16 protein-coding genes are annotated in these 17,443 nt (G+C 70.5%); 3 read left to right on the plus strand and 13 right to left on the minus strand.

Features of this window, described 5'->3' with window-relative positions; translation table 11 throughout:
* Both pstA and pstB read left to right on the plus strand, forming a co-directional pair.
* Positions 1 to 921: a phosphate ABC transporter permease PstA gene (pstA, locus tag SD460_RS08230; protein ID WP_290057366.1), complete on the plus strand. Its 921-nt coding sequence runs from the start codon at positions 1 to 3 to the stop codon at positions 919 to 921.
* 10 nt (positions 922 to 931) lie between these two features.
* Positions 932 to 1,708, plus strand: a complete 777-nt coding sequence (pstB, locus tag SD460_RS08235) for a phosphate ABC transporter ATP-binding protein PstB (protein WP_086862623.1) — start codon at positions 932 to 934, stop codon at positions 1,706 to 1,708.
* 73 nt (positions 1,709 to 1,781) lie between these two features.
* On the opposite strand, the gene phoU is transcribed toward pstB, so the two are convergent.
* From phoU to SD460_RS08295, 12 genes are all read right to left on the minus strand, one after another.
* Positions 1,782 to 2,447: a phosphate signaling complex protein PhoU gene (gene phoU / locus SD460_RS08240; protein WP_290057365.1), complete on the minus strand. Its 666-nt coding sequence runs from the start codon at positions 2,445 to 2,447 to the stop codon at positions 1,782 to 1,784.
* Between the two features lie 83 nt (positions 2,448 to 2,530).
* A complete protein-coding gene (locus tag SD460_RS08245) occupies positions 2,531 to 3,937 on the minus strand; it encodes an LCP family protein (RefSeq protein WP_438860636.1) in 1,407 nt (468 codons plus the stop codon).
* 1,367 nt (positions 3,938 to 5,304) lie between these two features.
* A complete protein-coding gene (locus SD460_RS08250) occupies positions 5,305 to 5,979 on the minus strand; it encodes a GGDEF domain-containing protein (RefSeq protein ID WP_290059666.1) in 675 nt (224 codons plus the stop codon).
* 120 nt (positions 5,980 to 6,099) lie between these two features.
* The gene (gene idi, locus SD460_RS08255) at positions 6,100 to 6,663 is read right to left on the minus strand and encodes an isopentenyl-diphosphate Delta-isomerase (protein WP_290059664.1); all 564 of its coding nucleotides are present in this window, start codon (positions 6,661 to 6,663) and stop codon (positions 6,100 to 6,102) included.
* Between the two features lie 87 nt (positions 6,664 to 6,750).
* Complete coding sequence (locus tag SD460_RS08260; protein ID WP_290059662.1) at positions 6,751 to 7,584, minus strand: alpha/beta fold hydrolase; 834 nt, start codon at positions 7,582 to 7,584, stop codon at positions 6,751 to 6,753.
* A 10-nt stretch (positions 7,585 to 7,594) separates the two neighbouring features.
* Positions 7,595 to 10,675, minus strand: coding sequence for an NACHT domain-containing protein (locus SD460_RS08265; protein WP_290059660.1), 3,081 nt, complete (start codon positions 10,673 to 10,675; stop codon positions 7,595 to 7,597).
* Positions 10,676 to 10,685: 10 nt separating this feature from the next.
* A complete protein-coding gene (locus SD460_RS08270; protein ID WP_290059658.1) occupies positions 10,686 to 11,213 on the minus strand; it encodes a cysteine hydrolase family protein in 528 nt (175 codons plus the stop codon).
* A complete protein-coding gene (locus tag SD460_RS08275; protein WP_290059656.1) occupies positions 11,210 to 12,643 on the minus strand; it encodes a purine-cytosine permease family protein in 1,434 nt (477 codons plus the stop codon). The genes SD460_RS08270 and SD460_RS08275 overlap by 4 nt, the downstream gene beginning before the upstream one ends.
* Positions 12,640 to 13,515 carry a PfkB family carbohydrate kinase gene (locus SD460_RS08280; RefSeq protein ID WP_290059654.1) on the minus strand — a complete coding sequence of 292 codons (876 nt, stop codon included), beginning with the start codon at positions 13,513 to 13,515 and terminating at the stop codon, positions 12,640 to 12,642. Before SD460_RS08280 ends, SD460_RS08275 begins: the two co-directional genes overlap by 4 nt.
* Positions 13,512 to 14,507: an ADP-ribosylglycohydrolase family protein gene (locus SD460_RS08285; protein ID WP_290059652.1), complete on the minus strand. Its 996-nt coding sequence runs from the start codon at positions 14,505 to 14,507 to the stop codon at positions 13,512 to 13,514. Before SD460_RS08285 ends, SD460_RS08280 begins: the two co-directional genes overlap by 4 nt.
* Positions 14,504 to 15,196 (minus strand): GntR family transcriptional regulator, encoded by a 693-nt coding sequence (locus SD460_RS08290; RefSeq protein WP_290059650.1) that lies wholly within the window; start codon positions 15,194 to 15,196, stop codon positions 14,504 to 14,506. The genes SD460_RS08285 and SD460_RS08290 overlap by 4 nt, the downstream gene beginning before the upstream one ends.
* A 32-nt stretch (positions 15,197 to 15,228) precedes the next feature.
* Positions 15,229 to 15,867, minus strand: coding sequence for a VC0807 family protein (locus SD460_RS08295; protein ID WP_290059648.1), 639 nt, complete (start codon positions 15,865 to 15,867; stop codon positions 15,229 to 15,231).
* A 109-nt stretch (positions 15,868 to 15,976) separates the two neighbouring features.
* Here SD460_RS08295 and SD460_RS08300 point away from each other — a divergent pair, with 109 nt between their 5' ends.
* Complete coding sequence (locus tag SD460_RS08300; protein ID WP_290059647.1) at positions 15,977 to 16,360, plus strand: hypothetical protein; 384 nt, start codon at positions 15,977 to 15,979, stop codon at positions 16,358 to 16,360.
* On the opposite strand, the gene dusB is transcribed toward SD460_RS08300, so the two are convergent.
* Positions 16,281 to 17,420, minus strand: coding sequence for a tRNA dihydrouridine synthase DusB (gene dusB, locus SD460_RS08305; RefSeq protein WP_290059645.1), 1,140 nt, complete (start codon positions 17,418 to 17,420; stop codon positions 16,281 to 16,283). The genes SD460_RS08300 and dusB overlap by 80 nt on opposite strands.
* Between the last annotated feature and the right edge of the window lie 23 nt (positions 17,421 to 17,443).

Raw genomic sequence — 17,443 nt, forward strand, 5'->3', positions numbered from 1 at the left:
ATGTCCACCACGACGCTCGAAGCTCCCGCAACGACCCCGGCGTTCCAGCAGGTCAGCACGGCCCGCAAGCTCAAGAACGGCATCGCGACCACGCTGGTCTGGCTGTCGTTCCTGATCGCCGTCGTCCCGCTGGTGTGGGTGCTCTACACGGTGGTCGTCGACGGCATCACGCGCATCCCCTACAGCAACTGGTGGACCGAGGACTTCGGGGACGTGCTGTCCGACGAGGTCGGCGGCGGCGTGCTGCACGCGATCATCGGCAGCCTGCTGCAGGGGCTCGTCTGCGCGATCATCGCGGTGCCGATCGGCATGCTGGTCGCGATCTACCTGGTCGAATACGGGCGCAACGGCAAGCTCGCCAAGGCGACCACGTTCATGGTGGACATCCTCTCCGGTGTCCCGTCGATCGTGGCCGCGCTGTTCATCTACGCGCTCTGGATCACCACGCTCGGCCTGCCGCGCAGCGGTTTCGCCGTGTCGCTGGCCCTGGTGCTGCTGATGATCCCGGTGGTCGTCCGCTCGTCCGAGGAAATGCTCCGGATCGTCCCCGACGACCTGCGCGAAGCGTCGTACGCGCTGGGTGTGCCGAAGTGGAAGACGATCATGAAGATCGTGCTGCCGACGGCGCTGTCCGGCATCGTCGGCGGCGTCATGATGGCCCTCGCCCGCGTGATGGGCGAGACCGCGCCCCTGCTGGTCCTGGTCGGCTATTCGGCTTACACGAACTGGGACATCTTCAGCGGTGAACAGGCGGCGCTGCCCCTGCTGATGAACAACGAGCGCGTCAGCAACCCGATGGACCCCGGGTCGGTCGGCTTCGACCGCATCTGGGGCGCGGCGCTGACCCTGGTGCTCATCATCGCGCTGATCAACCTCCTCGCCACCGTGTTCGCGCGCCTCGTCGCCCCGAAGAAGAAGTGAGCTGTTCCTGATGGCCAAGCGAATCGATGTCAAGGACGTCGACATCTACTACGGCAAGTTCCACGCCGTGGACGGCGTCACCCTGTCCGTGCCGCCGCGCAACGTCACGGCGTTCATCGGCCCGTCGGGCTGTGGCAAGTCGACGGTGCTGCGCACCCTCAACCGCATGCACGAAGTGATCCCCGGCGCCCGCGTCGACGGCCAGGTCCTCCTGGACGGCGAGGACATCTACGCGTCGGCGGTCGACCCGGTCCAGGTCCGCCGCACGATCGGCATGGTGTTCCAGCGCCCCAACCCGTTCCCGACGATGTCCATCAAGGACAACGTCGTCGCGGGCCTGAAGCTGGGCGGTACCAAGGGGAAGAAGACCCTCGACGACATCGCCGAGCGCGCCCTGCGCGGCGCGAACCTCTGGAACGAGGTCAAGGACCGCCTCAACAAGCCGGGCGGCGGCCTTTCGGGCGGTCAGCAGCAACGGCTCTGCATCGCCCGCGCGATCGCCGTCCAGCCGGACGTGCTGCTGATGGACGAGCCGTGCTCGGCGCTGGACCCGATTTCGACGCTGGCGATCGAGGACCTGATCGGCGAGCTGAAGAAGGACTACACGATCGTCATCGTCACGCACAACATGCAGCAGGCGGCGCGGGTTTCCGACCAGACGGCGTTCTTCAACCTCGCCGGCGTCGGGCAGCCGGGCCGGCTGGTGGAGCTCAACGACACGGAGAAGATCTTCTCCAACCCGGACGAAAAAGCCACGGAGGACTACATTTCCGGCCGCTTCGGCTGAGTAGCCGTTTTGTCCTAAGTGGAGCAACGAAAAAGCCCCCGGCACCGGCCGGGGGCTTTTTCGTTGGGGTGAATCAGATGTCGTCGTCCGAGCCGTAGCCCGGCATCTTGCCGGTGACCACGAAGATCATCCGCTTCGCGACCGACACCGCGTGGTCGGCGTAGCGCTCGTAGAAGCGGCCGAGGAGGGTGACGTCGACCGCCGCGGCGACGCCGTGCGGCCATTCGCGGTCCATCAGGACCGTGAACAGGTGGCGGTGGATGTCGTCGACCTGGTCGTCGTCGGACTCGAGCGTCTTCGCCGCTTCGACGTCCTTCGTCTTGATGACCTGCTCGGTCGAGCGGGCCAGCTTGACCGCGACCTCGCCCATCTCGGCGAAGTACGGGCGCACGGCCTCGGGCAGCACCGGGTCGGGGTGGCGGCGCCGCGCGGCCTTCGCCACGTGCAGCGCCAGATCGCCCATCCGCTCCAGGCTTTCCGCGGCGTGGATCGCGGCCAGGACGGTGCGCAGGTCGGTGGCCACGGGCGCCTGCAGGGCCAGCAGGGCGTACGCCTGCTCCTCGCACTGGGCGCGCGCGTCGTCGACCTTGGCGTCGTCGCTGATCACCTGCTCGGCGAGACTGAGATCGACCTCCAGCAGTGCCCTCGTGGCCCGCTCCATGGCGTCGGCGACCTGGACCGACATGGCGGCCAGGTTGACGGCGAGCTGTTCGAGTTCGACATGGTAAGCCTCACGCATGGCCCAACCCTACGGGCAACCGTGACCAAACACCGCATCGCCGGGTGAACCGCACGTGAACCCGGTCTAACGATCCTCGCGGATCAGCCCGTGGTGCTGCTCTTCTTACTCGTCGTGGTGCTCTTGGAACTGCCGGTCTTCGACTTCGACGTGCTGGTCGGCGGCGCCTGCTCGCTCACCGGGATCGGCGCGTTCGGGTCGGGCAGCGGGGTGTTGTTGCGCAGCGCGTCGAAGAGCACCTTCGTCTTGCTGCGGACCAGGACCTCGTTGCCGCGGGTGTTGGGCAGGCCGACCGTCGGCACGGTCAGGAAGGTGATCTTCGAGGCGTCGAGGCCCTTCATCGACTGCGCCAGCGTCATCATCTGCTTTACGCCGAGGTTGTCGCCGAAGGTGGCCTTCGCGAAGGCGGTGATGAAGTCGCTGAGCTTGCCGGGGTCGAGCACGACGTCCGACGACATGACCTTCCGCAGCAGCGCGCCGATGAACTCCTGCTGCCGCTTGATCCGGCCGTAGTCGGACGTCGGGTCGCCCTTGACGTGCCGGGCGCGCACGAAGTTCAGCGCCTGGTCGCCCGAGATCGTCACGTCCCCGGTCTCCATCAGCACCTTGCCGAGGGTCGTGTCGTCGATCGGGGTCTCGTTGTGCACGGTGACGCCGTGCACGGCGTCGACCATTTCCTTGAAGCCGTTGAAGTCGATGCCGACGAAGTGGTTGATCCGCAGCCCGGTGATCTGCTGGATCACCTTGGTGGTGCAGGGCGGCCCGCCGACCGCGTACGCGGTGTTGAGCTTCGCGATCTTCTGCTCGGGGACCTTTTCGTCGGTCGTCTTGCTCTGCGCGGGATCCCAGCGCTGGCACTCCGGCCGGTCGATCTCGAGGTCGCGCGGGAAGGACGTGACGACGACGCGCTTCCGGTCCGCAGGGATGTGCGCCACCATCACGGTGTCGGAGCGCGCCCCCGGATTGCTGTCGGCGGTCCCGACGCCCTCTTCGGCGGAGGCGCCGTCGCGGGTGTCGGAGCCGACCATCAGGAAGTTTTCGTCGTTGGCCTGCGCGTCGGCGTCCTGGATGTCGGCCGAGTTCTCGTCGAGCGCGGAAACCTGGGTGAACTTCGCGTCGAAGTAGGTCTGCGCGCCCCAGGCACCCCCGATGCCGAGGAAGACGAGCCCGGCGACGACAGCCGCGGCGATCCGCCCGAACCGCACCGAGCGTTCGATCTTCCGCGCCTTCTTCTCCTGCAACCGAGTCTGCGCGGCTTGCTCTTCGGAGACGGCTTCGTCATCGCCCTGGGGCGTGGTGGTGACCACGCGCTGCAGGGCGGTGCGGGTGCTTTCGATGATCGACGCGGGCGAGAGGCGCTCACGGCGTTCACGCCGCTTCGCTTCTTCGGCTTCCATCTCGTCGTGCGCGGCGGAGAACCGGGCGAGGGTGTGATCGATCTTGCGGCGGTACTGGGTCGCCTCGTCGATCGCCTCCATCTCGTCCGTCATGGTCAGCGGATCGAGCGCTGCCCGCGGCGGCACCCCGTCGGCCGGGCTCTCGTCGGGCGAGGCTCCCCGGCTGTCCGGGGTCGCGCCCCCGGGACGGCGCCCGGCTCGACGGACCCCTTCGACGCGGCCGGCGTTCTCCTCGGGCGTGGCCCCTCGGCGGGGAGCCGGGCTGTCCGGGGTCGCGGCGGCGGGGCGGCGAAGCGCGGGCCCATCGGCCCGGCGGACCCCTTCGGGCGTCCCAGCGCGACCGGCGTTCTCGTCGGGCGCGGTCCCTCGGCGCGGAGCCGGGCTGTCCGGCGTCCCCGGAGGGCCGACGGGCCGCGCGGCAGCGGGCCGCCGCGGCGGGGCTCCCTCAGGAGCAGAAGCACGGTGCGGCGCGGGCCCATCCGGCGCGACACCACGGCGAGGCGCGGGCCCCTCAGCCGCACGCCGAACGCCGGCGTTTTCGGCCGGGATCCGCCGAGGGGCGCTGTCGTCGGGCGCTGGGCGCCGGGCGGCGGGGTTGTCGGCCGCGAGAGTGCGTCGAGCGGCCGCGTCGTCGGGCGCGGCTCCGCGTCGGGGGCCGTCGTCGGGTCCCGGGCGCCGGGCGGCGGGACCGTCGACCGGCGTGTGCCGAGGAGCGGCCACGGGGCCGTCGGCGGGAGGTGCGTGGCGGGCGTCGGGTGCGGCGGCGCGGCGAGGGCCTTCGGCCGTGGGGCTGCGCCGACCGGCGTCGAGTGCTCGGCGGGGCGTTGCTCCGTCAGCCGGCGGGGTCGCCTCCGCGCCCGGTCGCCGGGGGCGGCGCGGGGGCTGGGGGGCCGCCGACGTCTGCTGGGGGCCCTGGTTCGCCGCCGGGGGGCGGCGCTGGAGAGGCGCCTCCGGGGCCGGGGCCGCCGCACGGCGGGGCTGGCGGGGGCGCGGGGGGCGGGGTTGACGGTTCGCGTCCGTGGGTACTGGGTCTTCGGCGGGCGGCTGCGGTGTCCGCGCCCGGGACGGCGGCTCCGCGGCCCGGCGGCCCGGCTGGTCGGGCGGTGTCGGCCGCACTCCGGTGGTCTTCGCCACGACGTCCGAAACGCTGAGGCCGCCCTGGTCCTCCATCGACCTGCGTCTACCCGTCCGGGGCCGCGCCGGACCATCGTTGTGGCGACCGGTTCCCGGGCTGTCGTGCTCGTCCGGCACTCGGTCTCCTTCCGCACGATCTCGACTAGGCCGTCCTCCCCCGCAGGAGGTGATCGTTCCCCCGGAGGTTTTCGTTATCGTACGGATACCCCCCGTTCGTGACGACACCCTCCCGGAAATTTCTTCACCTTGAGTCGACGAACGGCCGGTCGGCGTCGACAAACGGGTGAAGGCCCTCGTCGGCAATCCGGAGTAATGCGGTGTTTACGTTACTCAGAGTGGGTTATTAACTGCGTGCTTTGCGCGTCGTGATAGGCCACTTTGTTGCGGCCCGCGCGTTTCGCCGCATAAAGGAGGCTGTCGGCGTCACGCAGCTGGCGTTCGGGTGACGACGGCGCGCCGGTCTCGTGCGCCAGCCCGGCGCTGATCGTCACGTGCAGTCCGGGCTGGAGTTCTGACCAGGGATGACGGGCGACGCGCACGCGGGCCGCGTCGACAATGCGGATCGCGTGCCCCGCGTCGACGCCCGGCAGCCACAGCACGAACTCTTCGCCGCCGTATCGGGCGCAAAAGCCCTCCGAGGGCAGCTCCTCCTGCAGCAGATCGGCGACCCGGCGGAGGACGCGGTCGCCGACGAGGTGACCGTACGTGTCGTTCACGCGCTTGAAGCGGTCCAGATCGACGAGCGCGATCCCGAGTGGGAGACGGTCGGTGAACGGTCCGTAGAGCCGCTCGTCGAGGTAACGGCGGTTGTAGCTCGAGGTCAGGGCATCGCGCAGGCTGCCGTCGCGGGCGATGTCCAGCGCCGACCGCAGGTGCTGGTACGCGCGGCGCCAGTCGCCTTGGGTCGCGAAGAGGCTCGCGATGGCTTCGTGCAGGCGGAGCAGGTCCGGCGGCTGCGGGCGGCCGGCCCGGCTCAGCGCGACTTCGCCCTCGGCGACCATGCCCACCTCCACCACCCATTGGTTGTCGTCGCGGCGGAGGCCACCCTTGAGGTGTCGGTGCGGACGAAGGTGAATTTCGCTCAAACGGGACAGCGCCGGTGACTCTGCGGAGCGAAACCCTCAGAGTCCGGAGAACGGCTCGATGCCCTTGAGCTGTGCGAACTGGTCTTTGGCCCAGTAACTCACATTAGCCGTCACGTCGTTCAGTAGCTCCGTGTAGTCGGCCCAGGCGACCCATCGCCAGTCACCGACCTCGGCCGGGTTCGGCGACGGCTCGTCGTCGGCCCACGCGATGAACACCGGGCAGAACTCGTTCTCGACGATGCCCTGGAACGGCGGCGTCCGGTAGCGGTAGTTCGGCAGCACGCAGCGCAGCCCCGACAGCGACGGCAGCCCGAGCTCGTAGGCCGCGCGCCGTCGGACGGCGTCTTCGAGCGGCTCACCGGGCGCGGGGTGGCCGCAGACGCTGTTGGTCCAGACCCCCGGCCAGACCTTCTTCTCCTGGGCGCGCTGGGTGATCAGCAGTGCGTCGTCGCTGCGGCGCAGGACGTAGCACGAGAAGGCCAGGTGCAACCGGGTGTGCTCGTGGTGGCTGGCCAGCTTCGGGCCGGTTTCGCCGGTGGGCACGCCGTCTTCGGTGACGAAGACGACCTGCTCGGTCTCGGGTTCGGTCGCGGTATCCACGCGTCCCAGTGAACACGAACGCGCCGAACCGGCCGTACCGCGAGGTGGGTGGGTTACGCGCGATCCGCCCGGCGGGGTGACGGGCCGTTACCGCGCGTCGAGGTGCTCGACGAGCAAGGAGGTGACGGCCTCCGGCGCCTCTTCCGGCACCCAGTGCGTCACGTCTTCGAGCATTTCGAACCGGTACGGCCCGGTGACCCAGTTCGCGGTATCGAGCGCGGCGGTCGAGCCGAAGGAGACGTCCTCGGTGCTCCAGACGTAAAGCGTCGGCACGGCGATCTTCCCGATCTTCCCGCCCGGCCGCCCCGCCCGGTACCAGTTGAGCGCCGCGGTGAGCGCCCCCGGCTCCGACAGCCGCTGCACGTAGTCGTCGACCTTGGACGGCGCCACCCGCCGCTCGAACATGTCCCGCAACGCCCGACCGTCGTTCTCCAGCATCCGCCGCTCGGTGACGCGCGTCTGCCGCCACTCGGTCATGTACCGCGTACGCAGGTGCTGGTCCTCGTCGGTCTTCATGGCCTCAGCGAGCGCGGCGGGGTGCGGGGTGGAAATGACGGCAAGGCTGCGAAGCCGCTCGGGATGCGCATCGGCGGTCCACCACGCGACGGCACCGCCCCAGTCGTGCCCGACGAGGTCGAACCGCTCCCAGCCGAGTTCTTTCGTGATCGTGACGACGTCCCCGACGAGGTGATCGATCGAGTAGTCAGCGGCCTGCTCCGGCCGCACCCCGGGCGAGTACCCCCGCTGATCGGGCGCGACGGCCCGATAGCCGAGAACGCCAAGGGTGGCAACCTGGTGCTCCCACTCGACGGCGGCTTCGGGAAAGCCGTGCAGCAGCAACACGGGCCGCCCGTCTTCAGGCCCGGCGGCGATGGCGTCGAAGGTTCCGGCCTCGGTGGGGATGCTGATGTGGTCGATCACGGGCTCGAATCTACTTCGTGCGGCGGCCGCCGATCCGCTCGACGTGGCTCCCCGGACCCAGCGACTCCTCGCCGAGGAGCCGGACGTCCGCGCTCACGTGCACTTCGAGATCGGGCCGCCCGGCGAGGGGTGTCAGGTCGATCTCGTCGGGACCGTGCAGGGTCAGGTGCCGCAATGCGTCGAGTCCGGCCAGCAGCCCGAGGTCCGGCATCGAGGTGTCCATGAGTTGCACCAGCCGGAGTCGGGTCAGCGAAGGGAGCACGGTCAGGTCCACGGCGGGACAGTTGGCGAAGCTGAGCTTGGTCAGGCTGTCGGCCCAGCCGAAAAGCGCATCGACGTCCTGGAGCCGGGGGCAGTTCCGGAAGCCCAGTCCGCTCGGCCGGTCCAAAAAGGACAAGGGGCGCAGGTCTTCGAGGTCCGGCGCCCAGTCGAGGTCCAGCCCGGGCAGGTGGGACAGCCCGGCCAGCTCCGCGAGCCGGGCGACGTCCTCGATGTCGCTCAGCTTGAGGTGTTCGAGGTTCGGCAGCTCGGCCAGCCGCGCCCAGCCGTGCGTGTCCACCTCGGCGAGGATGGTGCGCAGGGTGGGGATCTCGGCGAGCGGCCCGAGGTCGGTCGACTCGGGCGGGTCGCCGCACAGGGTGATGCGTTCCAGCGAGGTGCCGACCAGCGAGCGCACGTCGAACCCGGCGGGATCGCCGACCTCGAGCCCCTTCAGCCCAGGTAGCTTCCGGGCGAAACCGAGGTCGCCGTGTGGCTCCTCGAACCAGCAGTCGAGGTATTCGAGCTGCTGCACGTGTTCCAGACCGGCCAAGTCCGCCGGGTCACCGACGAACAGGTACTCGATCGGCAGATCGGCCAGCACGCGTTCGGCGAATTCGGCCGGTTCGAAGCGGCTCCGGGCCTTGAGCAACTCGTCCACGACGCCCGCGTCCTGCGGCCCGTCGTAGCGGGACAGCAGCTCCAACGCGCCCGGGCCGCCGATCAAAGCGATCGCGTGGACGGTCGCCGCCTCCGCATCGGGGTCGGAGGGCTCGCAGTCGGCGAGGAGGTCCAGTACGAATTCGCCCGTGGCCGCCAGCGCTTCCGCTTGTTCGAAAGTCGTCGGTGGGATCAGGGTGCTCGCCCGGTCTTCGATCTCGTTGCGCACCCTCTCGTTCAACTCCGGCGAGGTCTCCAAGCAGGCCAGCGCGACCAGGTCTAGCTTCAGTCGCCGGGGTTCGTCGACGTCCCAGTCGAGGATGCCGTCCAGGAGTCGTTCGCGTTGCGTGGGATGGGCGTGGCCCGCGGCCAGCACCACTACTTCGTGCCACTCGTCCAGGTGTGCGTTGGCGGTCAGGATGCCGATGTCGTCCTCTTCGACCGCCGCCTGCGCGGCGAGGTACTCCTGGAACGTGCGGTGGACGAAGTCGATGCGGCCGGGGACCGGTTCGCGGAGCACTCCGCCGCGGTCGAGGAGGTGGCGGAACACCGTGCGCGGGGTGACTTCGATCTGACCCATCGATCGCAGCTTCGCCTCGATGCGGCGTTCGGCGGCGGCGGCGGTGGCGTCCGTGTGGCCGTTGCGGACCAGCCAGTACGCGAGGTGCCGCAGCAGCACCAGTTTCTCGGTCAGTGAAAGGCGGACGCTCGCTTCGATCCGCCGCTCGACGTCGCGGCTGTCGAGCAGCATGCGCAGCGCGACGTCGTAGAGCTCCATGCGGTTGTCCGGCAGGCGCCCATTGCCTTCGTGGTGCAGGGCGCACAAGAGCGCGCACAGCAACGGGTTCTCGGCGAGCCGCCGCAACGCGCTTCGCGAGCCGATGGCCGCGAGCAGGGCGTCACGCTCGGCGTCGAGCGCTTCGCCCGGCAGCGCGCGGTGCCAGCGCGTCACGAACGTGCGGACGTCCCGCCGAGTCATCGGCTGGAGCCGCACTTCGGTGAAACCCTCGTGGTGAAGCCAATCCGGGGTCACCGCCGCCGGGCGGGTGGTCACCACGAACCGGGCGCGCGGGAACGCGACGACGAGCTCGCGGAGCCACTCGCGCACTTCACGGCGCCGGTCGTCCGGGACCTCGTCGAGGCCGTCGACGAGCAGGACGCCGTTGCCTCGGCGCAGGCGTTGCTGCACCCAGCCGAGCGGCATCTCGTCGGCGATGTGCCTGCCGACCTCGTCGAGGAAGCGCTCCGGCGCCGGTAGCGGGGCGTCGCTGAAGCGCCGCAGCCGCACCAGGAACGGCTCCAGGTCCTCCCAGCCGTCGACGTCCCGGAGGCGACGGCTCGCGCACTGCACGGCCAGCCACTGCAGGAGCGTCGTCTTGCCGGAACCCGCTTCGCCGCGCAGGAGGATCCGCGACGTCTGTGGCAGGACGTGCTCGATCCGGTCGCCGGCCGCGGCGTCCTCCTCCGAAGTGACGCTCAGGCTCAAGTAGGCGACCGACAGCGGGTACAGCCGGGTCGCGTCGGTCAGGCCCGCGCCGTACAGGGCCATCCGGTCGAGGGCCGTGACCACCTGGCGGCGGAAGTCGGCGGCGAAGTCGTCCGGGTGACGGCGTTCCGGCAACGAGGCCAGGACGTTCCGGACCGCTTCGAGGATCTCCGTCTCGCGACGGAGCACCTCCACCAGCGCGCCGGGCTGGAAGCGGGGCAAGGTACTCGTCACCTGCACCAAGTACGCGCAGCATTCCCGCAGCACCCGCTTGTAGAGCTCGGTTCCGTCGGCCGGCAGGAGCGCGGTGACGCCGGGAACGGTCCGGCGCAGGTAGCGGTACAAGAACGCCGCGTCGAGGTCGGTCGCGAACAGGTCGTCGTCGGTCAGTGCGGCGCGGTCGAACGTCTCGCGCACCGCGTCGACGGCCGCGGCCCGCTCGTGCTCCGGCAGTGCGCGGAACTCGACGTCGACGAACGGCAGCAGCCGGTCCGCGACGCGGGACTCCAGGTTGGTGAACAACAGCCGGATCTTGCGGCGGTCGTTGAGGCCGGTGACCTGCTTCTCCAACAGGTCGAACACCTTCGCGGTCGCGTCGGCGGCGATCGGACGGTCGCCGAGCCAGATCTTCGCGGCGGCCTTCACCACCGCTGTGGTCAGCGCGATCGCCGAGGCTTCGAGGCTCACCGAGTCAACGTTAGCCCAGCACCTCCTCCGTCGTGGCCACCTTCACCAGCGGGCCGTAGAGCCGCATGATGTCCAGCGCCTTTGCGTGGCTTTCGTCGTCCACGCCCGCGCACGCGTCGGACACTACGGTCACCGAGACGCCCGCGTCTGCCGCGGCCAGGGCTGTCGACAGGACGCAGCAGTCCGTCGATACGCCCGCCAGGACCAGGCGTGCGCCGCCTACGCGGGTGGCCAGGCGCGGGGTCCACTTGCCGAACGTTGTCGCGTCCACTGTGGACGGCGGTTGGAAGTCGGAGATCACTTGGTACAGCGGTGCGTCCGGTGGTTGCAGGGCGAAGGGCCACTGCGCGTAGTACTGCTTCCACGCCCCTTCCGGAATCGAAGGCGCGACGAATCGCGTGAACACGACGTCGTCGCCGAATGCCGCCACCAGGCGGTGGATCGGGGGGACCACCTCGGCGAAGCGGGGGGTGAACCACGCGCTCGCCGGGTCGGCGAAGACGTTCTGCAGGTCGATGACCGCCAGGACCGCTCTCACGCTGCCTCCTGCGCGCGGACCCGCTGCCGCGTCAGCAACGTCACGAGGAAGCCGAGCGCCAGGGCCAGCAAGACGCCCAGGTTCGCGTACGCCCACGCGCCTTCGCGGCCGCCCAGTCCGAACGGCTCCAGGAGGTAGCCCTGCCACTTCAGCCAGTCCGCGGACGTGTTCGTCACCAGGCCCCAGCCGAGCGCCGTCGCCACCAGTACCAGTGCGATCGGCCCGACGCGGACGTCGCCGTAGCGGCCCGCCGGGTCGAACAGCTCCTGCTCGGCGTAGTCGCGGCGGCGCAGCAGGACGTCCGCGAGCATCACGCCGCACCAGGCCGCCACCGGCACGCCGAGGGTGACCAGGAAACCCTGGAACTGGGCGAGGAACTCGCCGCCGAAGAACACGATGTAGATCGTGCCCAGCACCATCAGCACGCCGTCGACGAGCGCCGCCACCGGGCGCGGGACGCGCAGGCCGGCCGACAGCAGTGCCAGGCCCGACGAGTAGATGTCCAGCACCGCGCCGCCGACCAGGCCGAGTACCGCGACGAGTGCGAACGGCACCAGGAACCACAGCGGCAGCAACGTCGTCAGCGCGCCGATCGGGTCCGCCGCGATCGCCTTGTTCAGGTCCGGTGACGAGCCGGCCAGCAGCAGCCCGACCACCAGCAGCACCAGCGGCGCCACCGACGCGCCGAACGTCGTCCAGCCGACCACGCCCCGGCTCGACGACGAGCGCGGCAGGTAACGTGAGTAGTCGGCGGCCGCGTTGACCCAGCCGAGGCCGAAGCCGGTCATCAGGAACACCAGCGCGCCCACCCACTGCTGCGCCGAGCCGGACGGCAGTGCGCTGACCGCCTCCCAGTGCACGTCACCGGCCACGAGGACCACGTAGACGACCGTCAGCACGCCGGTGATCCAGGTGATCCACGTCTGCAGCTTCATGATCGCGTCGAAGCCCAGCACGCCGGCGGCGACGGTCAGCGCGGCGACGACCACCAGCGCGACCACCTTCGTCACCGTCCCGCCGCCCCAGCCGAGGCGGTCGAACACGGTCGCCGTCGCCAGCGTCGCCAACGCCGTCAGCACGGTTTCCCAGCCGACCGTCAGCAGCCACGAGATCGCGGACGGCAGCCGGTTGCCGCGGACGCCGAAGGCGGCGCGCGAGAGCAGCATCGTGGGCGCCGACCCGCGCTTGCCGGCGATCGCGATGAACCCGCACAGCAGGAACGAGAACAGGATGCCGACCACGCCGGCGACCAGCGCCTGCCAGAACGAGATGCCGAAGCCGAGAGTGAACGAGCCGTAGCTCAGCCCCAGCACCGACACGTTCGCGCCGAACCACGGCCAGAACAGCTGCCGTGGCCTGCCGCGCCGCTCGGCGTCGTCGATCACGTCGAGGCCGTTGGTCTCCACCTCGAGCTTGCGGGAACCGCTCATGTCGTGGCCTCCACCCAGTGGTCGATCTCCGCCCGGTCCGGTGCCGTCGCCGGGCCGTGCCGGGTCACCGAAAGCGCGGCCGCCGCGTTGGCACGCACGGCGGCGTCGAGGAGGGTACTGCCGCGCAGCAGCTCCGCGGCCAGCACGCCGCAGTGCGTGTCGCCGGCGCCGTTGGTGTCCACCGCGTCGACCGGGAAGCCCGGCACCTCGGTGACGCGGCCGTGGTCGTGGACGCGGCAGCCCTTCGCGCCGTCGCGGACGATGGCCACCTCCGGCAGCTCGCCGAGTACGTCGGCTTCGCGCGCGGTGCAGCTCAAGATGTCTACAAAGGACAGTAAGTCGTGAAGGTCTCCGGGGGTGAGTTCACCGGCCAACGGGCCGGGATCGAAAAGGGTTCTCGAGCCGGAAGTGTGGGGAAGCCACTCGGCGAGAGCCCTGCGATTGCTCTTATGCAACCAACTGTAGCCGGACACGTACACGACGTCGTCACTCGATGGGAGGACGTTGGCGAGCGCCGCGGGCGTCAGCCGTCCTTCGGCGCCGGTGCCGGTCGCGAAGGTGCGCTCACCGGTCTGGTCGACGAGCGCGACGACGACACCGGTGTCCAGTTCCGGCGTCGGTTCGTGGGCCAGTTCGATGCCTTCGGCCGTCAGCGCGGCACGCATGAGGTCGCCCAGCACGCCGGTGCCGTGCGCGCCCGCGTAGAGCACTCGCGCACCGGAGCGCGCGGCCGCGGCCATCACGTTGAACCCGCCCCCGGGCACGAGGTTCGTCGAAGACGCCATGACGTCACCGCCCCGAGGCGGCAGGGCCGGCACCGCCATGACCAGGTCGAGGACGACCTGCCCGGTGTGCACCAGCCGCCCGGTCATCGACGGCGCAGCGCGAGGAGTTCGTCGACCAGCGGGCCGAATTCCAGCCGGTTGACGGCCAAAACGGTCTCGACGACGTCGGGGCGGAAGGCGCCGACGCCGTGCGCGGCCCCGAGCATCGCCCCGCAGATCGCGGCCACGGTGTCGGTGTCGCCGCCCAGTCCGGCGGCCAGCCGCAGCGCCGACGGCGGGTCGTCGCCCATGGCCTCGGCCAGCGCGAACGAGGCCACGACCGACTCCTGCGACGCGACCGAAGTGCCGATCACCCTGGCGACCGCGTCGGCGACGGCGGCCGGCGCCATGCCCCGCACCCAGCCGCGCGCCCAGTGGATCCGGGCGGCGATCTCGCCGCCGGGTGCCCAGTGCCCGCGTTCCCCGCCGACGACGGCGGCGCGCTCACCCGCGTCGAGCGCTTCGGCCAGGCTCGCGCCGTCGACCCCGGCGGAGACGGCGGCCGCGACCGCGGCGGCGGCCGCGATGCCCAGGCTGGTGTTGTGCGTGACCCGCGCGGTCGCGACGACGGCGTCGACCAGGCGGTGCAGGTCCCCGGCCGGCGTGGCGATGCCGACCGGCGTGACCCGCATGGCGGCGCCGTTGGTCGTCCCGGTGCGGCCGGCTTCGTCGGCCGGGATGCCTTCCTGCAGCAGGGAAAGCGCGCGTTTGGTCGAGGGGCCGAGCAGGTCGGCGGAGCCGCGGCGGACCATGTCCGCTTCCCAGCCGAGCAGGGCGTCGGCGAAGACGTCCGGCTCGACGGTGCCCCGACCGTCGATGAGCAGCCGGGCCAGCAGGACGGCCTGCTCGGTGTCGTCGGTGACCGACCCGGCGGGCATCGACGGCGCGATCGGCTGCTCGGCGGCGGCGGTCAGCAGGCCGGTGACCGGCCCGTAGGTGGCGGCGATCGCGGCGCGGGACATGGACTGCGTCGGCATCCCGAGTGCGTCGCCGACGGCCAGTCCGGTGAACGCGCCGAGCGCCCGGTCCCGCGCGTTCACCGGTGTCCGAAGGTGAGGTGGAACTGGAAGCGGTCCGGGTCCAGCAGGCTGACCACCCGCTCGACCAGCCTGCCTTCGACGTCGACCGAGGTGCGTTCGGCGCGGAGGAAGAGCTCGCCGATGCCGCGGCCGAGGAGTTCGGCGGCGCCGGCGTCGAGGCGTTCGGTGCTGATCCACTGGTCGCCACCGACGGCGACCAGGCCGGCGGCTTCGAGGGTCTTGGTGAGCGAGTCGTCGCGCAGCCCGGTGCCGGGGAGCTCGGCGAGCGGCCCGACGGCGGGCACGGTGGCGGTCTCCAGCGAGACCCCGCGGTCGTGCTCCCGCCGCAGCCGCCGGACGGCGACGTAGGTTTCCTGCCCGAATTCCTCGTGGAGCGCCTGGTCCCGCACAGTTTCGATGCCGAGGATTTCGGTGGTGACGGGCGCGCCGGCATCGGCGAGCGCGCGGGCCCAGCCGATCCGCTGGTCGAGCTGGACGCCGTCGAAGGTGACGAACGAGCCGACGCCGGCCTGGGTGGAGATGAGTTCGAGCTGCTGCAGCTCGGACAGCGCGCTGCGGACCGTGCCGCGGCTGACTTGGTACTGCAGGGCGAGCTGGTTCTCACCGGGGAGGCGTTCGCCGTTGGCGAGGCGCCCGGAGCGGATCAGGTCGGTGAGGTCGCCGACCAGCTGCTCCCGCTTGCTGTACATGTACACACCTGTACACCCCGGGGTGTCGCAGGTCAAGCGGCGACGAGCGGCCGGGCGTCCGCGACGATCAGCTTGCCCGCCTGCTCGGCGACCTTCCCGCCGACGACCATCAGCACCGCGAAGGTGCTCACGAAGATGACGGTGCTCAGCCAGACCATGGTCTCGATCGGCAGCGTGAAGGCGCCGATCACGCGGGCGGCGGACTCGAGCACGAACCCGATCCCCCAGATGACGCTGGTGCGACGCATGATCCCTAGGAATTTCGCGGTCCCGGCCAGGCGGTCCCACGCGGCTTCGTTCTCCGCCTTGCCGCGGGTGAGGAACGGCTGGATGGTCTTGGTCATGATCGGCGCCGCGGTGAACGCGGAGACGAGGATGACGAGCCCGGTGATGCCGCTGCCGATCGAGTCCTTCGCGATCATCATCCGGGCGTCGCCGGAGACGAACGTCAGCAGCATGCCGACCACGTTGGTGACCAGCACGACCAGCGCGAGGCCGTTGAGGGTGCGGTACTTGGCGAACTGGTAGAGCGTCCGGGCGAGCGGGACGACGCCGCTGAGGGCGAGGCTCAGGAAGACGCTGGCACCGAGCGCGTGGAGTCCGTAGTAGACACCGATCGGGACGGCGATCTCGATGGCGAGGGTCTGGAGCGGGGAACCGTTCTTCGTCATGCGAAAAGCTTGTCGCGACGCGGGTTCGGGGACGGATGTCGTTCGCCACGACTTCGGCCTGACAGATGTCACGGCCTCACGTTCCGGTGGGCTTCGTCGTCGGGTGGGCATGGAAACGTTCTCGCGCGCCCTGCAGACCCTCGCGGTCTTCCTCTCGGCGGTCACCGCCGGCCTGCTGCTCACCACGCCGAGCGGGCATTCGCTGCACAGCGCGGCGGCGTACACGGTGTTCGTGGTCGCCGTCGTCCAGGTGGTCGCCGCGGTCCTGGCGTGGAAGCCGGGCGGGGATTCGCCGTGGCCGATCGGGTACGCCGGGGTCTTCCTCGTGCTCGTGACCGCGCAGGTTGTGCTGGGGATCGCGCACGTCACGGCCGTGCACGTGCCGCTCGGGGTGCTGCTGTTCGGGCTGAGCCTCAGCCGCCTGAGTGCATGTCTTCCGCTTCCGGGACGCAGTCGTCGTCCGGGTCGTCGAGCCAGCCGTGCGGCAGTGTGACCTTGCCCGGGGAGCCTTGGCGGCCGCGGGGGCCGTCGGCGTTGTCGGGGAACGGGGCGTCGTGGTCGAGGCGGCCGATGAGGTCGTCCAGCTCGGGGAGGCTGGACACCATCGCGAAGCCGCGGCGGAGTTCGGAGCCGACCGGGAAGTTCATGAAGTACCAGGCCATGTGCTTGCGCAGGTCGCGCAGGGCCTTGGTCTCGCCGTCGTGCTGGACGAGCAGCTCCGCGTGGCGGCGCAGGACACCGGCGACCTCGCCCAGGTTCGGCGGGGTCGGCAGCGGGCGGCTGGCGAAGGCGGCCTCCAGCTCGCCGAACAGCCACGGTCGGCCCAGGCAGCCGCGGCCGACGACGACGCCGTCGCAGCCCGTCTGCTCGACCATGCGCAGGGCGTCGGCGGCGGAGAAGATGTCGCCGTTGCCGAGCACCGGGATGGTGGTCACGGCCTGCTTGAGCTCGGCGATCTTGGTCCAGTCGGCCTGCCCGGAGTAGCGCTGCGCGGCCGTGCGCGCGTGCAGGCTGACGGCGGCCGCGCCCTCGCCCTCGGCGATGCGGCCGGCGTCGAGGAAGGTGCGGTGGTCGTCGTCGATGCCGATGCGGAACTTGACCGTGAACGGGACGTCGCCCGCCGCCCGCGCCGACTCGCGCACGATGGCTTCGAACAGCTTCCGCTTGAACGGCAGCGCCGCCCCGCCGCCCTTGCGCGTCACCTTCGCGACCGGGCAGCCGAAGTTGCTGTCGACGTGGTCGGCGAGCCCCTCGCCGACGATGATGCGGACGGCTTCGGCCATGGTCTTCGGGTCAACGCCGTAAAGCTGCATCGACCTGGGCTTTTCGTTCGCCCCGAAGGTCATCATGTGCATGGTGCCGGGGTGCCGTTCGACGACGGCGCGGGCGGTGATCATCTCGCACACGTAGATGCCCGCGCCGTACTCGGCGCACAGCTGCCGGAAGGCGACGTTGGTGATGCCGGCCATCGGGGCGAGCACCACTGGGGGATCGACCTGGTATGGGCCGATCTTCAGGGCGGGCTTGCTCAGGGTGGCGGTCACGTCCTCCATTGTCGCTTGTGGTGTCGATCACG

The organism is Amycolatopsis solani, from assembly GCF_033441515.1.
Lineage (GTDB): Bacteria > Actinomycetota > Actinomycetes > Mycobacteriales > Pseudonocardiaceae > Amycolatopsis > Amycolatopsis solani.